We start from the raw sequence: 22,404 nt of genomic DNA on the forward strand, positions 1-22,404 counted from the left end.
CTGTACTAGATCAACCCTCTTTTGTGGCTGAATGCATGATCGAACTCGCACCCAAGCACATACTGATCTCGCAGCAGATTGAAGCCGACATCCGCCAGGGGCGGTGGGGCGACGGACGCCTTCCGGGTGTCCGGACGCTCGCCCAAGAGTACGGCACGTCGGTCGTCACGGCCTCGCGAGCACTCCAAAACTTGGTCAACCGTGGACTGATCGACACGGTAGAGCGGTCCGGTTGTTTCGTCCGGTCCGCCGCTCCGAGTGACAAGATTGAGACGACCGAAACGTGGGGGGTGTGCCTCCGATTGACAGCCGGTCCGTGGCGACAGGGGACCGAGGCGGTCGTCCGTGGCGGATTCACGGCCCTCGCCCGGCGGGAGGGGTACCTGTTCCGTGACGACCTCTTTCCCGACCCCAACTTGCCCGAGTCGCGTTTAACCCAGTTGGCCCTTGAGGCGAAGGCAACCGGGGTCGGCGGCTTGTTCTACCTCCCGGCGAGGGTGAGCGAGGCCGCCGCACGTCTAGACGAGGTGTTGCTTCGCGCGTGTGCGGCGGCGAAATTCCCGGTCGTCCTCCTGGAGCGCAATCTGCGAGGCAACCGCCCCCTGACCCACGACCTGATTGGGAATGAAGACCTCGAAGCCGGACGGACACTGACCCGCCACTTGATCGAGGCCGGGCGGCAAAGGCCCGCGTGCGTGGTCGGTTCGCCGACGAGCAGCCATCAAGCCCGCCTGGCCGGGTATCTTTTGGCGGTCTACGAGGCCGGTGTGACGCCGTGTGTCATAGAACAGCCCATCGACGCCCCCTTAAAAGACGCCTACGCGGCTGTGGTGAATCAGGCGATGGCGGCCCGGGCCGACGCGATCGTGTGCTACCAGGACTACACCGCCATCGGGGTCATCGTCGAGTTGCTGAACCGCGGTCGGCGGGTTCCGGCCGACGTCGCCGTCACCGGGTTCGAGGATTTGCCGATCGGCTCGACGTTCTCGATCGGCGTCACGACGTATGCCTTCTCTTACGAGCAGATGGCCCGGCGGGCGGTCCAGGTGATGAAGGATCGAATTCAGAATCCGACGGCCGCACCGGTCCGGGTGGCCGTTGGGGGCCAGTTGATCGTGCGGGAGAGTTCGGGCCGCTGACCCGTCCGTGACCGTGGAAAGAACCAAGTTTTTGAGAGGGTTCCATGGGGCAAGAGGCTGATATCGCGGTGGTGGGCGGCGGGATCGTGGGCCTGGCGTTCGCGTGGGAGGCGGCGCGGCGCGGGAAGTCGGTCGTGCTGTTCGAGCGCGACACCCGGGCGCGGTCGGCTTCGGTCCGCAATTTCGGCATGGTGTGGCCGATCGGCCAACCGCCGGGGGAGTCGTACTGTCGGGCTATGCGGTCCCGCGATCGCTGGCTTGAACTCCGCGATCAGGCCGGCGTGTGGGCGGCCGCGTGCGGGTCGGTCCACGCCGTGTACGAGGCCGACGAGGACGCCGTCCTCCGGGAGTTCGCGACCGCCGTGCCCGGCCTTGGGATCGCCTGCGAGTACGTCGAACCGCGGGACGCGGTGCGACGGTTTCCGGCCCTCAACACGGACGGGCTCCGCGGCGTTCTGTACAGCCCGACCGAACTCTGCGTCGACCCACGGGAAGCGGTCGCAAAGATTCCCCGATTCCTCCACGAGAAGCACGGTGTTGCGCTCCGCTTCGGTACCGCGGTGACCTCCGTCGAGATGCCCACGGTGCGGACCGCGACGGGCGAAACGTGGCGGGTGGAGCGGTGTTTTGTTTGTACCGGGGCCGACTTCGAGGCCCTGTTCCCGGACGTGTACGCCGCGGCCGAGGTGCGGCGGTGCAAGTTGCAGATGATGCGAACGGGGCCGCAACCGGGCGGTTGGCAGCTCGGCCCGCACGTCGCCGGCGGGTTAACCCTGGGGCACTACAAGTCGTTCGAAGTCTGCCCGTCGCTGGCCGCGATGAAGCGGCGGCACGCCGAGCAGTACCCGCAGCACACGCGATACGGCGTCCACGTCATGGCGTCACAGAACCACCTCGGCGAGGTCGTCATCGGGGACTCGCACGAGTACGCGGACGACGTGTCCCCGTTCGACAACCCCGCCATCGACAAGTTGATCCTCGATTACCTCCGACGGTTGGTCCGGCTGCCCGATTGGGAAATCGCGGGCCGGTGGCACGGGGTGTACGTCAAACACCCGACACAATCGTACGTGACCGCCGAGCCTCAGCCGGGGTGCCATGTGACGACGGCCCCCGGCGGGGCCGGAATGACGCTCTCGTTCGGGTTCGCGGCCGACTGGTGGGACGCGCACGGATGACCGCGAGCCGCCCCGCGAGTGGAGCCTTGCATGCCCGGTTGGCGAGAGAGAAGTTGTGCCCCACCGCGGCGGAAGATTGATGGGGATACAGCCTGCACCGATGCTCCGGAATCAGAACCGGGTGGGGGCGTAGGGGGTGGGATCGAGATGCGGCTTTGTCCCGGTGACGAGTTCGGCGATCAGTTTGCCGGTCGCGGGGGCCATCGATAGGCCGAGCATGTTGTGCCCGGCGGCGAGCCAGACGTTCGCCAGCGCGGGCGTCCGGCCGATGATCGGCAGGCCGTCCGGCGTCATCGGCCGCCAGCCCCACCACTCGTCGTCGGCCGGGCCGGTCGGCATGACTTTCAGATACGCCGCCGCCGTGTCGGTCAGGTAAGCCAACCGGTCGCGGTTCAACCGGTCGTCGTAGCCGGCGAACTCCATCGTCGAGCCGACGCGCAGGTTGTCGTGGAACGGCGTGACCGCCACCCGGTCTTCTTCGAAAATCATCGGATTGACCGGCCCGCCGGCCGGCCGCGGGAACGTGATCGAATAGCCCTTGCCCGGCTGGATGGGAACCCGGCAGCCGAGTTCGGCCCGCAGTTGCGGCGTACACGCGCCGGTGGCGAACACCACGTCGGCGGCGGGGATTTCGCCACCGATAGTGATCACCCCGGCAGCCCGATCGCCGCGACGAATTAACCCGGCGACGGGGCAATGTTCGCGAATCTCAACGCCCAGACCGGTCAACACGCGGCGGAACTCGGCCATCAGGCGATCCGGCTTCAGGTGAGCATCCCCTTCGTACCGCCAGCCGCCGGCCAAGCCGGGTCGCAAGGCCGGTTCGAGGGCGGCGAGGGCGGCCCCGTCCAACCGGCGGGCCGGCGTTTCGAACTCGTCTCGCAACAATCGGTCCGTCTCGGCGTAGTGGTCCATCGCGTGGTGGGAGCGGAAAACGAACAACAAGCCCTTCGTCTGCCACTCGCATTCGAGGTGTTCGTCGCGGATCAAGTCGTCGTACAGCCCACGGGACGACACCAGCAGGCCGCGGATCGCAACGCCCGCGGCCATCATGTGCGACCGCTTACACCGCCGGGCGAAATTCAAGAACCAACCCAGGTCGCGGAGGACAACGCCGGGCCGCACCTTCACGGGCGAATTCCGGGCGAACATCGTCTTCAGGGTCGCCCACAAGGCCCCCGGTGCGGCGAGGGGCAGGACGTGACTTGGGCAAACGTACCCGCAGTTGGCGTGCGAACAGCCGGCCCCGAACCCGGCCCGATCCACGACCGTGACAGCCCGCCCGGCCTTCGCCAAGTGGTACGCGCTCGCCGCCCCGATCACCCCGCCGCCGATCACGACGACCCGGTTGGAATCGCTCACGCCCGCACCCTCACTCCGAACAGGTTGGCCTGGTCAAACGGCAACTTGGAGTCGGCCGTCCCGCGTTTGGTGGGCCAACGACTACGCGACCGGGCGGGTCTCGAAACCCCGTCGGATGACGGTCAGGACACGCTCGCGCTCCGCCCCGGCCAGGGGCTTCCGCGGTTCGCGGACCCACTCGGCACCGAGGCCGGCTTCCTGCACGAGCAGCTTGATGTACTGCACGAACTTCGGGTGCGTGTCGAGCTTCATCAGTGGGGCGGCCCAGCGGTACAGTTTGCGGGCGTCGTCCCACTTCCCCTCGCGGGTCAAATTCCAGATCCGTTGGTTCTCGGCCGGGAACGCGATGCCCGACCCGGCCACCCAACCGTCGATGCCGAGAATCGCGGACTCCAGAATCAAGTCATCCACGCCGGCGAACACCGCGAGGCGGTCGCCGAGGGCGAGGCGGATTTCCGTCACCCGCCGCGGGTCGCCGGAGCTTTCCTTGATCGCCTTCAGGGTGTCGATGTCGGCGTACTCGGTCAGTTTCTCCGGCGGCACGTCCACGGTGTAACCGATCGGGTTGTTGTAAAGCATCCACGGCAAGTCCGTTGCGGCGGCAACTGCCCGGAAGTACGCGGCTGCTTCGCCGGCGTCGGCCTTGTACACCATCGGCGGCATCACCATAAACCCGCTCGCTCCCAACTTCGCGCAGTCGTGGGCGAAGCGGACGGCGGCCCGGGTCGACGTCTCGGCCACCCCGGCGACGATCGGCACCCGCCCGGCCGCGACCTTGATCGCGTTCGCGACGACCTGCCGCTTTTCGTCCGCTTCGAGGGTTTGGTTCTCGCCGAGCGATCCGCAGACGACGAGGCCGCTGACGCCGGACGCGATGACCGCTTCCAGGTGGCGGGCGGTCGCGGCCAGGTCGAGGGACTGGTCTTGGCGGAATTGAGTGGTGACGGCCGGGAAGACGCCGGCCCAGTGAACGCTCATGGGAATTCCGTGGACGGTGTGGGGGTTCGAGTGATAGGAGAAGTTTACCCCTCCGTGTCCGCCCGGTCTTGACCGGGCACCGATCACCGACTGCAATCCGCGCACAACCGCGAGAATATCCGTGGCCACCCTCCCCCTTGTCGCCGGACTCTTCGCCCGGTTGGCCGAACCGTTCACCGCCGAGACGGTGTTCGATTGCCTGTCCGGGGTGGTGTACTTCGTCAAGAACGAGCGGGCCGAATACGTCGTCGTCAACCGCACGCTCGCCGAACGGTGCGGCACACCGGACAAGCGGGACCTCCTCGGGAAGACGGCGGCCGAGGTGTTCCCGCCGCCGTTGGGGCGATCGTTTTTTGAACAGGATCAACGGTTGCTGGCGACCGGCGAGCCGGAGCGGAACCAACTCGAACTGCACCTCTACCCGACGGGGGCGACCGGGTGGTGTCTGACCGACAAGTTCCCGTTGCGGGGTCGCGGGGATGAAGTCGTCGGGTTGGTCGGGGTGTCCCACGACCTGCACCCGCCCGACGAGACGGCCGACGAGTACGGGACCGTCGCCGCCGCCGTCCGCCACGCCCGCGCACACCTGGACGAACGGCTCGTCACCGCCGACTTGGCCACCATCGCTGGACTGTCGGCGTACCAGTTCGACCAGCGGGTCCGCCGCCTGTTCCGACTGACGACTGGGCAACTCCTCCTGAAGTTGCGAATGGACACGGCCGCCGAGCAGTTGCGGGATACGGACCGCCCGGTGGTGGCGATCGGTTTTGCGTGCGGGTACGCCGATCAGAGCGCGTTCACGCGGCAGTTCCGCCGCACGACCGGCCTGACCCCCGGCGAGTACCGCCGCATCTTCCACACGTCCGCCAAGTAGCCGCGGGTCATTCGTAGGTGAGCCAGGCCGTGGCGGTGCCGTCACGGTCGGCGGTGAACCGGACCCAGTACGCCTGGAACGCGGCCGGGAACTCGTGCCGAACCGGCTCGCCGGCCCGCACCTCGAAGGTGCGGTACGGCTTCCAGTCCCCGGCCCCGGTCACGTCCACCTGGGCCCGAATTTGGGTCGGTTGCTTGGCATCGAGCGTCAGCGTCTTGCGGTCGTACCCGGTCATCAGGTACGGGTCGCTCGGCACGCCGGCCTTCACGGCCGCATCCTTCCACGGCCCGCCCTGCCCCCGCGGCCGCCCGAGCGTCCACAGGTCGTCCACCCCGCCGACCCATACGGCCGCCTTGCCGTCGTCCGAGCGAATCACGTGGCCGTCGGCCTTCGCTTCGGCCGAGACGCCGGTGAGCACCAACAGCCCCCGCCACGAGCAGTAGTCTGTCACCCGCCGGTCGTGCGTGCAGACCGGTCGCAGTTTGGCGAAGCCGCCGGCGTTCTCGGCCGGCAGTTCGTAGAAGGTGCCGTGGGCGCTGAACAGGTCCCGCTCGGTACACACTTCGCGACAGACCCGCAACGGCACCGGCCCGGCCGCGTTGAACCCGGCATCGCCCATCGGAACCCGCCACCGCCGGCCGGCGTCGTCGGTGTACATCACCGACGCGGCGTCTGCGGCAAGAACCCCGGCCGGGACCGCACACGCCTTCTTCAGGTCGGCGTGCTGCTTCGGGCTTTCGACCCGGCGGAGTTGCATGTCGGCCCCCATCTCGTAATAGCCCTCGCCCACCGCCTTCCCGTCTCGGACTTCGACCGCCGCCACGGCCAACGGCAGTTCCGGCCCGGCCTTCGCCCAGAGGGTTCCGGCGAAGTAATCCCGCCCACCGACCGGCGCCAGGCCGGCGAACCGCGCGTCGGCGGCCACCGGCCGCGTGTCCGGTTCCGCGCCGGTGAACACCGCCGTTGCCTTGGGGCAGTCCTTATCCGCCCGCAGTCGAACCCACTGGCCCTTCTCCTTCTCGGTGAACTCGACCCAGACGGCGTCGCCAGGCGGAACGGTCACGTCCTTCAGCTTCGCCCACGTGCCGTTGCCGGCCGCATCGACTTCGAAAGTGACCGTGACCGCCTCCTTGGCGGTGTGGGACAGGTGTGCCGCGCGACGGGTGAACCCGCCGAACAGGTACGGGTCGCTCGGCGTGCCGGCCTTCACCGGGTCGTTGAGCCACACCGCGCCGCGGCCGAGACGCGGTCCGATCGCGTCGAGTTGCTCCGGCTTCACGAACCACAGGTTCGAGTGGCTGCGGCCCGGACCGGCGACGGTGCCCTTGGCCTTCCGCTTGTTCAGGAACTCGCTCTTGGCCGCGTCGTCGCACCCGAGAACGACGCGGTCGCCCCACTTCGCGAAGTCGCCGACGACCTTGAGGTACGTCGAGCGCGGGGCGATGCCGGCCGTGTTCGCGGCCGAGAACGTCCGGGGGAACCGCCAGAACGCCCCGTGCATGGTCATCAGCAGGTCGCCATCACCGATCTCGCGGATGCGGGGCCATTCCGTGTTCCACCCGTGTGCGCCGTCGTAGCTGTGGCTGGCCTTCGGCAGCCGGAACGTGTGCCACACGCCGCCGTCGAGCAGCATGAGCAGGACCGAACGATGGTCCCAGCCGACGCTCCAGAGCGGGTCCTTCGCCGGGTCCGCGTTGCCGGAAATGCCGCCCGGCCCGGTCACGTCGGTGAACTGGTTGCGGCGGACGACCCGCCAGTCTTTCCCGTCCCACTCGGCCAGGCACCCGGACGGGATGTCCGGCCGGCGTTGGGCCTCGGCGGACAACTCGCCGTTGTTCGCGTACACGAGTCGGCCCTGCCCGGAGTACAGGCCCTTGCCGTGGTAGCCCGGCAGCAGCGTTCCGCCGTGCCCGCCCTTGTCGGCGTTGGCGTCGGGGTACAGTTGCTTCACCTTCAGCGTGGTAACGTCCACCTCATAGAAGCCTTCTTCCATCGTCGCGTAGTACACCTTCCCGGCCGGGTCGGTCAGGTGGCGGGCCAAGCCGGTCAGCCGCCCCGGCATCGCGTCCGGGGGAATGGTGCGGACCGTGCGGTCGGCCCCGATCGCGTAGGGGCCGATGAACAACTGGTTGGATTCCTTGTGAATCATGCGGGCGGCCGGCGTGCCGCCAACGCTCTCCGGGCGAACGCGGAGGGTAAGGGCGTCGTCGATTTCGTACAGCTTGTCGGCCGACCCCTTTGGCCGGTGCGGCGAGTACGTGATGACCCACACCCGGCCGCCCCACGGCACGACGGCCCCGGTCCCGCACTCGCCGTCGTCGTTGGAGTACGCGAGGTGCGGGTAGATGCCGGAAACCGCGGTCGGCGGTTCGGCCGCCGCGAGCGGACCGACCGCGAGGGCGATCAGGAGCAGAGGGATGGCGGCCTTGGTGGTGTGGTGCTGGCTCATGACGGCTCTACCGGGGAGGGTGCCAGGACGTGAAAGGTCGATGATCGACACGCGACATCATGTTAGTAAATTCAGCGGCGGCCCGCGTCGTCACTCGGACGTGCCCCCGCCCGGCGACCGGAACGCGCGGCGGTACTCCCCCGGGGGAACGCCGGTCGCGGCCCGGAACTGGCGGCTGAGCGCAGCCTGGTCGTAAAACCCGCACGCCACCGCCACGGCAGTCAACGGCGCGTCTGTGTCCTTCAGCGCGCGGGCCGCGGCTTCGACGCGGGCCTTCGTCAAAAGCTGTCGCGGCGTCAGCCCGGTGAGTGCAAGTACCCGTCGCTGGAACTGACTGGGGGATAACCCGACCCGCTCGGCCAGCGCGGCGACCCGGATCGGGTCGGCGGAATGAACGTGAAGCTCTTCGATCGCTTCGGCCAGCGGACCAAGGGCGTCGCCTTGATCCCGCGGGGTGGCTAAATCGCGCGAGATGCCGGCGAGCGCGACCTTCCGTCCGGCGGCGTCCGTCACCGGCACCTTTTGGGACACGAACCACCCGATCTCGCCGGTCCGTCGCGTGACCATTTCGAGCCGGTCGCGGACCGCCGCCCCGTTCGCCAGCACCTCATCGTCCTGCCGTTCGTACCCGGCCGCGAGCAACGGCGGGAACAACTCGCGGGCCGTCCGCCCCAGAAGTTCCGCCCGGGACCGCAGCCCGGCCGCCCGCACGAAGGCGTCGTTCGCCGCGACGTACCGCCGGCCGCAGTCCTTCACGCAGAACAGCACGTCCGCGAGCGAGTCGAAGAGTTCTTCGGTCGCGGCAAGCCCGGGGGCGGTGCGAAACACGTCGTCGCGGAGGCGGCGGGCCGGGGTCATGGGCAATTGCCGGGTTCGGAGTTATTGAAGTGAGCGGCCGGGCGTCTCTCGCAGGACGTACACCGCTCACTCTCTTTTGTACGTTTCACGCATTCCGGCTGGAGGAAACCGCCGCGATCCTTGAGGCCACGCGGGGTAGGATTCAGGTATGAACACCACCCTGACACCCCGCTCCGAGATCGCGCGCCCCGCCACCCCAATCGACACGGCAGTCGTCCGCCGCGCCGCGGCTTTGCTCGACCAGGCGGCCCGGACCCAAACTCGCCCCGAGCGGGCGGAGGGCGAGCGGCTCGCCCGGATGATGGACGACGCCCCCGGCAAGGCGTTCACCCTGGCGATGGTCGACGAAGTGTTCCGCAGCCACCGCCCGCGCGTGCAGGGCCGCCGGTACCGCGGGCTACTCGGCGATTTCGGCACCCCGCGGTACCTCTCGGCGTTCGACCGCACGCTGATGCGGGCCGGCGGCGCGGCGAGCCTAGTCGGGCCGTCCGTGGTCATGCCGTTGATCGAACGCCGGTTGCGGCAGGACAGCAGCCGCGTCATCCTCGACGCCGAGCCGGCCGCCCTCGACGCCTACCTCGGCCGCCGCTCCGCGGACGGGTTCCGCATCAACCTCAACCACCTCGGCGAAGCGGTCCTCGGGGAGCACGAGGCGGAACACCGAATGGCCGCGGTGCTCGGCCACCTCGGCAACCCGCGGGTTACGTACATTTCCGTCAAGATCTCCGCCATCTTCAGCCAGATCAACGTCGTCGCCTGGGACGCCACCCTCGCGGCCATCAAGGACCGGCTCCGTCGGCTTTACCGCGCGGCCCTGCCGGAGAAGAAGTTCGTCAACCTCGACATGGAGGAGTACCGCGACCTCGAACTGACGCTGGCCGCGTTCCGCGATGTCCTCGACGAACCGGAGTTCCGCGACCTTCCCGCCGGCGTCGTGCTGCAAGCGTACCTGCCAGACTCGTGGGCGTCGCAACAGGAACTGACCGAGTGGGCGAAGCGGAGGGTGGAAAACGGCGGCGCGGCGATCAAGGTACGACTCGTGAAGGGGGCGAACCTCGCGATGGAGGCTGTCGAAGCCGAGTTGCACGGATGGAACCCGGCCCCGTACCCCACGAAGGCCGACACCGACGCGAACTACCGCCGCATGATGGAGTACGGTTGTCGGCCGGAGAACGCGGCCGCCGTTCGTCTCGGGGTCGCATCGCACAATCTGTTCGACGTGGCCCTGGCGCTGGAACTGCGGGAGCGGTTCGGCACCGCCGACCGCGTCGAGTTGGAGATGCTCGAGGGGATGGCGAATCACCAGGCGCGGGCGGTCCGCGACGCGGCCGGCGGGTTGCTGCTTTACGCCCCGGCCGTGGGCCGCGACGACTTTCTAAGCGCGATGGCCTACCTCGTGCGGCGGCTTGACGAGAACACGTCCCCGGAGAACTTCCTCCGCGTGGCGTTCGGGCTGAAGCCCGGTTCCCCGGCGTGGGCGTTGGAGCAGGAACGGTTCGAACGCGGGTGGGCCGAGCGGCTCACGGTGTCCGCGGAGTCTCGCCGCGCCAAGCCCGCCGTCGATCCTGACGCGGCGGCCGCGTTCGAGAACGAGCCGGACACCGACTGGACGCAGGCAAGGAGTCGGGCCGCGCTGAACGCCGCCATCGCGGACTGGAAGCCGCTGCCCGTCGCCCCGCTCCCCACGGTCGAGGAGTTGCTGGGCACCGCCGCGGCCGCGCAGCCCGCGTGGGAGGCGGCCGGGATCGAACACCGGGCGAAGGTGCTGCACGCCGTGGCCCGCGTGATGACCGCCGACCGGTTCGGCACGATCGCCACCATGCGGGCGGACGCGAGGAAGTCCGCCACCGAGGCCGACCCCGAAGTGTCCGAGGCGATCGACTTCGCCCGGTACTACGCGGACACGTTCCGGGTGCCGGCCGGCGTGCAGGCGAACGCGCTCGGCGTGGTGGTCGTGGCGTCGCCGTGGAACTTCCCCTACGCGATCCCGGCCGGTGGCGTGCTGGCGGCGCTCGCGGCCGGCAACGCCGTGGTGCTGAAGCCCGCACCGGAGACGGTGCAGACGGCCGCCCGGCTGGCGCAACAGCTCTGGGATGCCGGCGTGCCGCGGGACGTGTTCCAGTTCTTCCCGTGCCCCGACGGGGACGTTGGCAAGGCCCTGCTCACGGACCCTCGCGTCGGGGCGATCGTGCTGACCGGGGCGTGGGACACGGCCAAACTGTTCCACAGTTGGCGGCCGAGGTTGCGACTGTACGCAGAAACGAGCGGCAAGAACGCGATGGTGATTACCGCTCAGGCGGACCGCGAGCTCGCCATCAAAGACCTCGTCAAGTCGGCGTTCGGGCACGCGGGGCAGAAGTGTTCGGCCGCGAGTCTGGCGATTCTCGAAGCCGAGGTGTACGACGATCCCGCGTTCCGCCGCCAACTCCTCGACGCCGCCGCGAGCCTGCCCGTCGGCCCGTCGACCGACCCGCGGAGCGTCATCACGCCCGTGGTTAAGGCTCCCGAAGGGGCACTGAAGCACGCCCTCACGACACTCGACGCCGGCGAGGAGTGGCTGCTCGAACCGAAGCAAGTCGGCGACGACCCGTGTCTGTGGTCGCCCGGAATCAAGCTCGGGGTGCGGCCCGGATCAGCGTTCCACCGGGCAGAGTGCTTCGGGCCGGTGTTGGGGCTGATGCGGGCGGCGTCGCTGGCCGGGGCGATCGACTGGCAAAACGCCGTCGACTTCGGCCTGACGGCCGGGCTGCATTCGCTCGACCCGGCGGAACAGGCGGTGTGGCGGGACCGCGTGCAGGCGGGCAACCTGTACGTCAACCGCCCGACGACCGGGGCGATTGTGAACCGACAACCGTTCGGCGGGTGGAAGAAATCGAGCGTCGGCCCCGGGGCGAAGGCGGGCGGGCCGAACTACACGTTCTTGTTCACGCGGCTCAGCGATTCACGCGAGACGACACCGGGCGAAGTGGAGGCGTCGTACCGGGCCGCGTGGCGGGAGCACTTCGCCGTTGAACACGACCCGAGCGGCCTGCGGTCGGAGGCGAATGTGTTCCGCTACCGCCCATGCCGCGGCGTGGTGCTGCGGTTGGCCGTGCGAGACGAAGCGACGGTCGCGCGGGCCAAACTCGCCGCGGAGATCACCGGCGTCCCACTGACGGTCAGCGTAGCAACCGAAGAGACGGACGCAGTGTTCGCCGCACGGCTCTCGGAGTTGGCGAAAGGTGTGGAGTTCCTCCGCATCGTCGCACCGCTCACCGATGATGTGCTGCGGGCCGTGCATGCTTCAGGCTTGAACCTGATCGACGCTCCGGTGACAGCGGTCGGGCGTGCGGAGTTGCGGTTCTGGGTCCGCGAGCAGGCGGTTTCCACGACCCGCCACCGTTACGGCCAGATCCCCGCCTGGGTGCCGCCATCCCGGCGGTAACGGACTACCGCCATACCGACATCGAGTTGAATGTTCGCGTTGCCCCCCGTCGCGATCGGGACGGGGGGGATTTCTCAGTGATGAGATTTAAGTGGTACCTGAGTCTGCGTCGGCATCGACAACGAAGTGCCGCCACCGAGAGCTTGATAGGCGTTTACGATGGCAGACAGTTGCTGCTTTTTGGTGTCGATCAAGGTCATTCTCGCGTCCCGGAGGTCACGCTGGGCGAATAGCACTTCGATGTATTCGGCGCGGGCATTTTGGAACAGTCTGCTGGCGGAATCGACCGAGGCTTCGAGCGATTCCAACTGCTGCTTCTTGACGTCAATGCTCTGGCGGTAGTTCTCCGCCATGTTCACGCGGTTGACGACTTCGGTGAAGGCGTTGAGGATGACGCGCTGGTAGTTGTAGACGCTCTGCAATTGCTTGGCGTTCGCGGTCAGGTAGTCGGCCTGGATCGCCTTCTTGTTGACTAGCGGCGCAGCCAAGCTGCCCAGGACGTTGGCCGCAAAGGCTTCGGGATTGAACAGGTACCGTGGGTTGAAGGCCTCGTAGCCGACGCCGGCGGAGATGGAAAGCGTAGGATAGAAGCGAGCCCGGGCGACCTTCACGTCAAGCCCGGCCGCCGCCAACTCGCGTTCGGCTTGGCGGATGTCGGGTCGGTTCTGAAGTAGTTGCGCCGGAACTCCCACGCTCAGCGCGTGGATGGTGAGATCGAAGAAGCCCGCCGATGCGCGTTCAACCGGCTCCGGGTAGCGGTTGACGAGGAAGTTGATCCGGTTTTCGGACTCGATGATCTCCTGCTTGATGATCAGCTTTTCGCTCTGGTTCTTGCGAACTTCGGCCTGGAACCGCTGGACCGCCAACTCGGTGCCGCGGCCGGCTTCCTTCTTGGCCTTGGCGATCTCAAGACTTTGCTCCTGGAGCTTGATGGTCTGATCCAGGTTCTCGTTCCGCTTATCGAGTGCCATCAGCCCGTAATAATTCTCGGCAATGTCCGCGACCAGGCGGGTCACGAAGTAGTTTCGTCGTTCACTGGCGGAGAGATACCGCTGAATTGCCGAGTCCCGTGAGTTCCGTAATTGCCTCCAGATGTCCAGTTGCCAGAAGACGTTGATGCCGGCCTGGGTATTCGGCAACGGATTGGGGAATGTTCTGCCACGAGGAGCGAGTAACAGTTGATCTTCAACGGACCCGTTCCGCGTGAAGAGGCTCGTTTTTTCAAACCCACTGCCGGCCCCGAACGAGACCAAGGGTAGGTACGCCCCGCGCCGCGCCAGAATCTCGTTGCTGGCGATTTGGACTTCTTGTTCCAGAACCTTCAACTCTCGATTGTTGGCCGCGGCCTGTTGGATCAGGCGGGTCAGCAGCGGATCGGTGTAAAACTCTTCGACCGTGAGTTGGCCGGCGTTCTCCGGGCTATTCGGTGCGCAGACCGCCCCATTGACGACGGGGACGCCGGGCGTTCCGCTCGCGGGGACGGAAGCCACTCCCCCGACCACGGCTTCGGCCGCTCCGCCGGGTGGGATGGGGGGTGTCGCGCCGCCGGCCAAGACGAGGGTTGCCCCGCTGATGGAATTGCGAATCGGGCTGCTGTTCGCCCGGACGGCCGCTCCGGCGTTCGGAGTGCCAGTCGTTCCGTTGCCCGTAATGATCTTTGTCCCGCTACCCGCGTAGATCGTTGTTCCGTCAGCCGTGACGATCGTGGTTCCGCCGGCCGGGACGACTGTCGTGCTGCTGTTGGCACCGCTCGCCGTTCCGCTGGTCGGCATGATCGCCGGGACGCTCGGCGGGATGGTCGCCGGGGCGTTCGACGGGATGGTGGTCGTTGCTCCGCCGGTCACCCAATCGAAGTTCGTCGGCAGTTCCGGCCCCGCTTCCGCGTGACGGAGGGCTGGGATTTGACAAGCCGGCAGAACGATCGTGATGCCGCACGCGATTGCGCTCGTCAACAAACGCTTCGCGCGCTTCGCGTTCAAAACATTAATGAAAGTTTTCATCGGCCTCATCCTTGAGGATTGTGCGCACGGCGGAATCCTGTCGAATCAATATCGGCAACTCTCGATATGTGGAATAGGTGATCTTGGCGGCTTCGCACAAATAATTCGGAAGGACAATCTGCGCGGGTTGCACAGGCAGAAGCGCGACGACTTTCGTCGTCGGCTTCAGTGAGTGGGGCATTCGGGGTGTGACCGCGGAAGGACTAAATTTTAGTGCGGATGCTCGGGTGGATGCCCGGCTTCTGGTCGATGTTCGGGTGCCGGCGAAGGGGCGTGGACGAGGAGCAGCGGATCTGTGTTGTGTTCAAAAATCTCGCTGAGCGGTTCATTCACCTCGTCTTGGAGGAGTTTGCGCCCGTCGGCGATCCGCCCGAATAGGTAATACAGACCGGGAATGACCAGAACGCCGAGCACGGTGCCGACGAGCATCCCGCCGACCCCCGTGGTGCCGATGGTTCGGTTCCCGATCGCCCCGGCACCGGTCGCAACGACCAGCGGGAGGAGACCGGCGATGAAGGCGAAGGAGGTCATCTGAATCGGCCGGAATCGCAACTTTCCGCCTTCGACGGCCGCCTCCTTGAGCGGCACGCCCTCTTGGCGGCGTTGAACTGCGAACTCGACGATCAAGATCGCGTTCTTGCCGAGCAGACCGACCAACATGACCAGACCGATCTGGGCGTAAACGTCGTTGGACAGACCCAAGATTTGCAAGAGGAAGAAGGAACCGAAGACCCCGATCGGCAGCGACAGGATGACGGCCAGCGGCAGGATGAAGCTCTCGTATTGCGCGACCAGCACGAGATACACGAACGCGATGACGATGAGGAAGATGTAAACTGCCTCATTCCCCTTTCGCGCCTCGTCGTACGAGAGGCCTTCCCAGCCCAGACCGTACCCCTTCGGGAGCGTCTGGTCGGCCACTTCCTGAATCGCCTTGAGAGCCTGACCGCTACTGTAGCCCGGAGCCGCTTCGCCCTTAATGGAGGCGGAGGGGTACAGGTTATAGCGGGTGATCTCGTTCAAGCCCTGCTTCTTCTTGATCTTCATGAACGCGGAGTAGGGCACCATTTCGCCTTCGACCCGGACCTTTTGCATTTTTCCCGTCTGTTCATTCTTGACCTCGATCTCACGCTCGCTCTTGACGAACAGATTGTCGAGGTCTCCGGGGAACCGGCGGAACTCCGGCCCGGCCTGCACATAGACCTTGTAGAACTGGTTGAACAGAATGAAGCCCTGCTCGTAAGTACTGCCGATGAGGATGTTGAGGTTGTCGAGAGCCTTCCCGATCGACACGCCCTTCTGCATGGCCACGTCGTTATTGATGACCAGTTCGTACTGTGGGTAACTGCTGGTGAAGAAGGTGAACAGGCCCTTCAGTTCCTTGCGATGGTGCAACGCCTCCATGAACTTGTCGGTCACTTCACCGAGCTTCTGGTAGTCGTTCGTGTTCGTCTTGTCGAGCAGACGTAAGGAGTAACCGCCGGCCGAGCCGAACCCAGGAACCGCCGGCGGCTCGAAAAACTCGACCTTCACGTCGGACATCTTCGAGCACTTTTCTTCCAGCTCCAGAATGATCTCACGCGAGGTCTTATCGCGCTTGGACCAATCTTTGAGGTTGATGATACAGGTGCCCGCGTTCGACCCGCGGCCCTCGGTCAAAACCTCATAACCGGCCAGCGAAGTAACGGATGTGACCTCATTGAGTTTCTTCGCAATCTCCTTCAGTTCGTGAGACTTCGCGTTGGTGTACTCAAGCGTCGAGCCGGGCGGCGTCTGGATGATCCCGTAAAGAATGCCCTGGTCCTCGCCGGGGATGAACCCCGTCGGGAGCTTCAGATTGACGAAGTAGATGCCGGCGCAAAAGCCCCCCACCACGGCCAAGCTTAGCGTGCGGCGGGTAACGATCCGCCGCAGGATTGCGGCGTACCCGCCCGTGACCTTCTCCACCAAGCGGTCGAACGGGCCCCGGACAAAGGGCACAAGAATAATCAGGAAGCCGAGCGGGCCCCACAACTTGTACGCCAAGGCCGTCATAAGCCCCAGGACCAGTAACCCGCCCAAAATGTAAAGCACAATGGTCGCGATGCTGCGCCGCGGCTTCGCGTGTTTGGTGCCGTTGGAATGGCCGTTGGCAGGGGCATGGGAGTGGGGTTTGAGAATCATCGCACAGAGGACGGGGGTCAGCGTCAGGGCCACCAGACCCGAGAGCACGATCGACGTGGCCATCGTGAGGCCGAACTGTCGGTAGAAGGTGCCGACCGGGCCGGGAATGAACGTGACCGGGATAAACACGGACGTCATCACGAGGGTGATAGCGATGATGGCACCGCTGATCTCGTGAAGGACTTCCCGCGTCGCCGAATACGGCGACAAGTGTTTCTCGCTCATCTTGGCGTGGACCGCTTCGACCACGACGATCGCGTCGTCCACGACGACGCCGATCGCCAGCACCATCGCGAAGAGCGTAATCAGGTTGATGGACAGGCCGAGCAACTGGAGGAAGAAAAAGGTACCGACCAGAGACACCGGAACCGCGAGGATTGGGATAAGCGTGGACCGAACGTCCCCGAGGAACATGTAGACCACCAACGACACCAGGATGAACGCCTCGAGCAGCGTGTGGACCACCTTTTCGATGGAGGCGTCGAGGAAGTTCGAGACGTCGTAGGCGAGTTCGTAGTCCATGCCCGGCGGGAATTTTTCCTTCTTGATGTCCTCAAGTTCCTTCTTAATTTCTTCGATGACAGTGGCGGCGTTGGAACCGGGGGCTTGTTTCAGAACGATGGAGGCCGCAGGTTTGCCGTCGACGTCCGAGTAGATGTCGAAGAACTCCGATCCTAACTCGACCTTGGCAACGTCCTTGAGGTGCAGGATCTCCCCTGCGGTATTGGCCCGTAAAATAATGTCCTCGTACTGCTGCGGCTTGTTGTAGCGACCGATGTACGTCAGCACGTATTCTTTCGATTGCGAATCCTTACCCGTGGCCTGGCCGAGTCGTCCGGGCGAACCGATCACGCTCTGCTTGGCCAGTTGCTCCATGATCTCGTCGGAGGAGATGTTGTAGGCACGCATCCGGTCGGGGTTCAGCCAGACGCGCATCGCGAAGGAGCGGTTGCCAAGGTTCCGGGGGATACCCATGCCTTGAATCCGCTTGAGCACGGGCATGACGTTGACGTTCGCGAAGTTGAAGAGTGTGGTCTGATTCGCGTTCGGGTCCGTGCTAAAAATGTTCACGTACATCAGCATGCTCGGCACGACCTGGCTGACCAGGATGCCTTCCCGCTGCACGAGGATTGGCAGCCGGTTCATCATGATGTTGACCCGGTTCTGCACGTTCACGACGTTGATGTTCGGGTCCGTTCCCGGCTCGAAGTAAATCGTGATCGTGGCCTCGCCGGCGCTGGTCGCATCGGAGACGATGTACCGCATGTTCTGGACGCCGTTGATCGACTGCTCCAGCGGAATCAAAACGGAATCGACCAATACGTTCGCGCTGGCGCCGGGATAAGCAATGGCGACCTGAACGGTCGGCGGTGCGATGTTCGGGAACTGGGATGTCGGTAGGGTAAAGACCCCCAACACCCCGAGAAACAGCAGAATAATCGAGATGACGATCGCCAACGCCGGCCGAAACAGAATGTTCGTGAACATGAATCTCCGTTACTCTCGCTGTGTTTTCGAACCGGGAGCGTGGCAAAGTCGGCGCTATTCTGCGTGATGCTTTTGGTTCGCGAGCGCCTCTTCCGGCTTCAGAAACTCGAAGTCTTCGACCTTCTGGCCATCGTGAACTTGTCGCACACCCTCGAATACGATCTTGTCGGTTTCTAACAACCCCTTCACAAGCTTGCCGTGCTCCATCTCCGGCGGCTTGATAATGAAAATATCATCCTTCTCGTGCTGAACGGAAATCTCACGCTGGTGCACCACGTGGTCGGCACCGATCACGTAGACGTACATTTTCTCGAGGATTTCGAACGTCGCCCGTTGCGGAATCACGTTACTGTTGTGCAGCGTTTGGTGGACCAACACAGTGCCGGTCTGACCGTGACGCAAGAGGCGATCCGGATTCGGAAAGTCCGCCCGGAACGCGATGTTCCCCGTCTCGTTATTGAACGTCGCCTCGACCGTGACGGTGTCTCCGCCGTCGTGCTTGAACTTGCTGCCGTCCGCCAGTTGAAGCTCAATCCGCGAATCTGCGAGTTTGAGGTGCTGCGAGTGCTCCGCGGTTTTAACTTCGTGGGCCTTGTAATCGAGATAGCGAACTTCAGGCACGTTGAAATACACCCACATCACGCTGTTGTCGGACAGGGTCGTGAGCATTTCCCCCTCCTTGATCGTGCTGCCTTGTTGTTTGAGCTGGCGGTTCATGATGCCGTCGAAGGGGGCTCGGACCGTGGCAAAATTCAATTCGGCTTCCGCCTGCCTCTGCTTGGCGATGGCTTTTTCCAGTTTGGCTTTGTACAGCAACACCTCTTGCTGGGAGATCACTTTCAATTGGTCTTCGGCCAACCTCTTGGCGTTATCGTACTCCCGCTGTGCGAACTGAACCTCGGCCGTCTCCACGTCCAGCTTGGTTTGGTAAAGAACGGGTACGATCTTGAACATCACATCGCCCGCCTTCACCGCCTGACCTTCCTTGACCGGGATCTCTTCGAGCCGCCCGCCGTCCAGGGCGCAGACCTCAATGTATCGCTGCGATCGGATCTGACAGACGTAGGGCTGCGTGACGGTGACGTCCATGGCTTTCGGGGTAGTGACGACGATCCGATGGTGTTCTTCGTGTTCGCCGTGATCATCCTTGTGCATGTCGCACGCGGGCAAGGAGAGAAAAATCAACGACAGGAGTATGGTCTGGACGGGTGAGATTTTCATAGGGTTTCTCGCTGCTGGTGGCTCGTGATTGCTAGCACACTGGTAGCCGGGTTCGGCGGTGGAATCGACGACTGTCACAGGCAAAGAGTGTGGCCCCTGACGAACTTGAGTACGGCACGAGCGTGGAGGAGACGATCTGTTTCAGGGCATCCCGGCAACCGGGACAAACAGGCTCCGTCCATGTCGGCGTGGTATCCACGCTGGTGATGGAAAATCATCCGACCGCCAGAGGGGAGGGTGCTAACGAGTGCGGATTTCGGAAAACCACAATTTATCCTCACGCTTCGGCCTAATGCAATCTCCGGGCCGAGGCAACTTTTTTCGACCACGTCCACCCGCCAAACTGCCCGCCTCGAACCCGGCAGCACAGTCGGGTCGCATGGAAGGCGCTCCGTTTCGCGGATCTTTCCGAGCCAGGGGTCGTACAAAACCTTAGCTCCAGATCCGTACAAAGCTTGTCCGAACGGCTGAGAAAACGACCTGCGATCCACAGCCCCACGACCGACACATCGGTTTTCGTTCCGTGCAGGAATTCGTCGAAATCTCAATGGAAAGAGGCCAGATCGAGTCGCAAAACGATTGCAACTTCTGACCGAACCAACCTTGCAGGTGTGTAGCGGACAGAGTTTGCTCAGACCTGAAAGTGGCGTCAGAAGCCTAAAAGGTGTAGGGTGACCTCCCACGCTGCCCGCCCGCAGGGAACTTCGGTCTCAGTTCTTGGTCCGATCCGTCGCATAGTTTTTGGACTTACCGAACTCGGAACGAACCCTCGTTCACCGTGTCCACGATCCGTTCCGAGCCACGGCCGGCTGGCTTCCAAACGACCAGCCTGGCACGGCCGCGATCTCGATGGGCCATTTGTCCGACGCCTCGATGCTGCTCCGGGTAATGTTCACTCCTTCGCTCTCGAACGAAGTGGACGGCGACAAGGATACCTGTTGCCAGGGGCAATCGATTCCCGAAAATCCCATCTGTACCAGCACTTGCTACTGTAAGGGGCGGACGGAAACCCCTACCCGGGCCAGGACCGGCCACCGCCCCTCGCCAGCGCACAAGGAGTTTGAACATGTACCCGCTCTCCCGGACGGCGCCACTGATCGTGGCGGTGTGGCTAACCTCGACGGCTTCGCCTATAGCCCGAGCTCAAGAAGCGACGTGGCCTCCTGAGAAGACCAAAACTTCGGAGTTTACCGGGCGGAAGTTGGACACCTTCCAGCACGGCGTCCGGAAGGAGTGGGGGTACACCGGGCCGCAGCGAGACACGTTCCTGGTCCTCCATCCGAAGGCGGCGAAGGCCAACGCCCCGCTCTACGTCGTCTTGCACTCCGCCGGGCACGACGTTCACTCGTGTCTTGCCTGCACCACGAAGGTCGGCAACCACGACATCTACCACGCCCCGCCGGACTTCTACGCGCTGTACCTCGACTGCCGCGCGAACAAGGGGGACTGGTGGTGGGGGAGCGAGAAGTTTAAAGACCCCGAGGTTGGCCCTGCGGAGAAGCGGGTCATCGACACGGTGAAGTGGGTGGTCAAGGAATACAACCTCGACGAGAACCGCGTCTACCTGTGCGGGAACTCCATGGGCGGGAGCGGTGCCCTGGGCATCGGCGTGCGGCACGGGGACGTGTTCGCCGCGGTGAAGGCGAACGTGCCCGCCAAAGTCGAACACGTGTCCAGTCGGATGTACTTCGGCAAGGCGGTGCCGGCGGACGTGACTCTGCCCGACCCGCCGGTCGTGGTGGACTATTCCGCCCCGAACGACACGTGGTCCAAGGGTCACGAGACGTTCATCGCGGCAATGAACGACCGGAAGTATCCATTGTTCATGTACTGGGGGCCGTTCGGCCACGCGAACAACCACGAACAAATCCTGAAGGTGAACGACCTGATCAACTCCTTCGACTGGCTCGGCGTTAAGAAGAACGAGGCTTATCCGGTGTTCACCAACGCTTCGACCAACGATCCGTTGCCCTGGCCGGACCGCCTCGCCGACAAGAAGGCGGGGCAGGTCAACGCCTTCTTCCGCTGGGCGAACGCGAGCGACACGGCGGACGCGGTCGAGACGAAGCTGTTCCTGGCGAAAGCCGCGGACCTGAAAACAGCGTTCACCGTCCCCACCGAGGCGACTGCGGACGTCAGTATGCGACGGGTGCAGAAGCTGCGGGTCGCACCGGGGGCGACTGCGTTCTGGACGTTCGGCACGGCGAAGGGCGAGGTCAAGGCCGACGCGCAGGGGTGTGTCACCGTCCCCGGACTGAAGGTCACAACCGAGCCGATCACGTTGACCGTTCGAACCGTGAACAAGGATCGCTGACCGCCGATTGAATAGGCTAGACCTCGCCCTCCCCTCCCGAACGGAATGAGATCATGCTCGGAACACGGTTGCTCTTGGTCGCCGGTTGCGTCTTCCTCGGGTCGTCGGCCGTTCGTGCCGCCGACCCGCCCAAGAAGGTCGAGGGAGAGCGGATCAAGCTCTGGAACATGCACGCCCCGCAGGGCGATGGCACGTTCGAGACGGCCGAGGCGTGGATCACCGTTCACAAGGCTGAGAAGCCGAATGGAACGGCCGCCGTCATCTGTCCGGGCGGCGGCTACGGCGGACTCGTGACCGGGGGCGAGGGGCACGGCATCGCGACTTGGTTGAACGCCCACGGCATCACCGGCGTCGTGCTCGAATACCGTCTGCCAAAGGGCCGGGCGTTCGTGCCGCTTCTTGATGCCCAGCGGGCGATCCGCACGGTTCGCTCCAACGCCAAGGCGTGGGGCGTCGATCCCGCGAAGGTCGGGATCATCGGTTTCTCGGCCGGCGGGCACTTGGCCTCGACCGCCGGCACGCACTTCGACGACGGCGACTCGAAGTCGGGTGACGCGGTCGAGAAGCAGAGCAGCCGGCCCGACTTTTTGATTCTGGTGTACCCGGTCATCACGATGGGCGAGAAGGGCCACGGCGGCTCGCGGACTAACCTCCTGGGGAAAACGCCCACGGACGAGCGGGTGAAGCAGTTCTCGAATGAGGTGCAGGTGACAGCCAAGACGCCGCCCACCTTCCTGGCCCACGCGAAGGACGACCGGGCGGTCGTCCCGGAGAACAGTAAGGCGTTCTATGAGGCCCTACTCACCCACAAGGTGCCGGCCAAGTACCTGGAACTACCCTCCGGCGGCCACGGCCTTAACGGGTACAAGGGGCCGATGTGGGACGCCTGGCAGACCAAGTCGCTGGCGTGGCTGAGCGAGATAAAGTTCGTGCCGGCGGCCGCGGACAAAAAGTAG

The 22,404-nt window shown here is 64.8% G+C and carries 15 protein-coding genes; 8 read left to right on the forward strand and 7 right to left on the reverse strand.

What is annotated here, in order from left to right; translation table 11 throughout:
- Positions 1-35 precede the first annotated feature (35 nt).
- On the forward strand, positions 36-1,139 hold the full coding sequence (locus tag PX52LOC_RS33295) for a LacI family DNA-binding transcriptional regulator (RefSeq protein WP_149114123.1): 1,104 nt from the start codon (positions 36-38) through the stop codon (positions 1,137-1,139).
- A 44-nt stretch (positions 1,140-1,183) separates the two neighbouring features.
- A complete protein-coding gene (locus PX52LOC_RS33300; RefSeq protein ID WP_149114124.1) occupies positions 1,184-2,317 on the forward strand; it encodes a TIGR03364 family FAD-dependent oxidoreductase in 1,134 nt (377 codons plus the stop codon).
- Between the two features lie 111 nt (positions 2,318-2,428).
- On the opposite strand, the gene PX52LOC_RS33305 is transcribed toward PX52LOC_RS33300, so the two are convergent.
- Both PX52LOC_RS33305 and PX52LOC_RS33310 read right to left on the reverse strand, forming a co-directional pair.
- Positions 2,429-3,679, reverse strand: a complete 1,251-nt coding sequence (locus PX52LOC_RS33305; protein WP_149114125.1) for an NAD(P)/FAD-dependent oxidoreductase — start codon at positions 3,677-3,679, stop codon at positions 2,429-2,431.
- Between the two features lie 81 nt (positions 3,680-3,760).
- Entirely contained in the window at positions 3,761-4,657 is an 897-nt protein-coding gene (locus tag PX52LOC_RS33310) for a dihydrodipicolinate synthase family protein (RefSeq protein WP_149114126.1), read from the reverse strand.
- 121 nt (positions 4,658-4,778) lie between these two features.
- Between PX52LOC_RS33310 and PX52LOC_RS33315 the strand changes: the two genes are divergently transcribed.
- Positions 4,779-5,531 (forward strand): AraC family transcriptional regulator, encoded by a 753-nt coding sequence (locus PX52LOC_RS33315; RefSeq protein ID WP_149114127.1) that lies wholly within the window; start codon positions 4,779-4,781, stop codon positions 5,529-5,531.
- Between the two features lie 7 nt (positions 5,532-5,538).
- Here the strand turns inward: PX52LOC_RS33315 and PX52LOC_RS33320 are convergent, their stop codons facing one another.
- Both PX52LOC_RS33320 and PX52LOC_RS33325 read right to left on the reverse strand, forming a co-directional pair.
- Positions 5,539-7,980 (reverse strand): hypothetical protein, encoded by a 2,442-nt coding sequence (locus PX52LOC_RS33320; protein WP_149114128.1) that lies wholly within the window; start codon positions 7,978-7,980, stop codon positions 5,539-5,541.
- A gap of 90 nt (positions 7,981-8,070) precedes the next feature.
- Complete coding sequence (locus PX52LOC_RS33325; RefSeq protein WP_149114129.1) at positions 8,071-8,838, reverse strand: AraC family transcriptional regulator; 768 nt, start codon at positions 8,836-8,838, stop codon at positions 8,071-8,073.
- Between the two features lie 148 nt (positions 8,839-8,986).
- Between PX52LOC_RS33325 and PX52LOC_RS33330 the strand changes: the two genes are divergently transcribed.
- Positions 8,987-12,262 (forward strand): bifunctional proline dehydrogenase/L-glutamate gamma-semialdehyde dehydrogenase, encoded by a 3,276-nt coding sequence (locus PX52LOC_RS33330; protein ID WP_149114130.1) that lies wholly within the window; start codon positions 8,987-8,989, stop codon positions 12,260-12,262.
- A gap of 74 nt (positions 12,263-12,336) precedes the next feature.
- Here the strand turns inward: PX52LOC_RS33330 and PX52LOC_RS33335 are convergent, their stop codons facing one another.
- Entirely contained in the window at positions 12,337-13,815 is a 1,479-nt protein-coding gene (locus PX52LOC_RS33335) for a TolC family protein (RefSeq protein ID WP_246173540.1), read from the reverse strand.
- Between the two features lie 142 nt (positions 13,816-13,957).
- Between PX52LOC_RS33335 and PX52LOC_RS41300 the strand changes: the two genes are divergently transcribed.
- On the forward strand, positions 13,958-14,149 hold the full coding sequence (locus PX52LOC_RS41300) for a hypothetical protein (protein WP_168218718.1): 192 nt from the start codon (positions 13,958-13,960) through the stop codon (positions 14,147-14,149).
- Between the two features lie 39 nt (positions 14,150-14,188).
- Positions 14,189-14,434 (forward strand): hypothetical protein, encoded by a 246-nt coding sequence (locus PX52LOC_RS41305; protein ID WP_168218719.1) that lies wholly within the window; start codon positions 14,189-14,191, stop codon positions 14,432-14,434.
- Positions 14,435-14,472: 38 nt separating this feature from the next.
- Here the strand turns inward: PX52LOC_RS41305 and PX52LOC_RS33340 are convergent, their stop codons facing one another.
- Both PX52LOC_RS33340 and PX52LOC_RS33345 read right to left on the reverse strand, forming a co-directional pair.
- Positions 14,473-17,913, reverse strand: a complete 3,441-nt coding sequence (locus PX52LOC_RS33340; RefSeq protein WP_149114131.1) for an efflux RND transporter permease subunit — start codon at positions 17,911-17,913, stop codon at positions 14,473-14,475.
- A 54-nt stretch (positions 17,914-17,967) separates the two neighbouring features.
- Positions 17,968-19,134 carry an efflux RND transporter periplasmic adaptor subunit gene (locus PX52LOC_RS33345; protein ID WP_149114132.1) on the reverse strand — a complete coding sequence of 389 codons (1,167 nt, stop codon included), beginning with the start codon at positions 19,132-19,134 and terminating at the stop codon, positions 17,968-17,970.
- Positions 19,135-20,200: 1,066 nt separating this feature from the next.
- Between PX52LOC_RS33345 and PX52LOC_RS33350 the strand changes: the two genes are divergently transcribed.
- Both PX52LOC_RS33350 and PX52LOC_RS33355 read left to right on the forward strand, forming a co-directional pair.
- Positions 20,201-21,448 (forward strand): PHB depolymerase family esterase, encoded by a 1,248-nt coding sequence (locus PX52LOC_RS33350; RefSeq protein ID WP_149114133.1) that lies wholly within the window; start codon positions 20,201-20,203, stop codon positions 21,446-21,448.
- 53 nt (positions 21,449-21,501) lie between these two features.
- Entirely contained in the window at positions 21,502-22,404 is a 903-nt protein-coding gene (locus PX52LOC_RS33355) for an alpha/beta hydrolase (RefSeq protein WP_149114134.1), read from the forward strand.

Origin of the sequence: Limnoglobus roseus (assembly GCF_008254045.1) — a bacterium.
Taxonomy (GTDB): domain Bacteria; phylum Planctomycetota; class Planctomycetia; order Gemmatales; family Gemmataceae; genus Limnoglobus; species Limnoglobus roseus.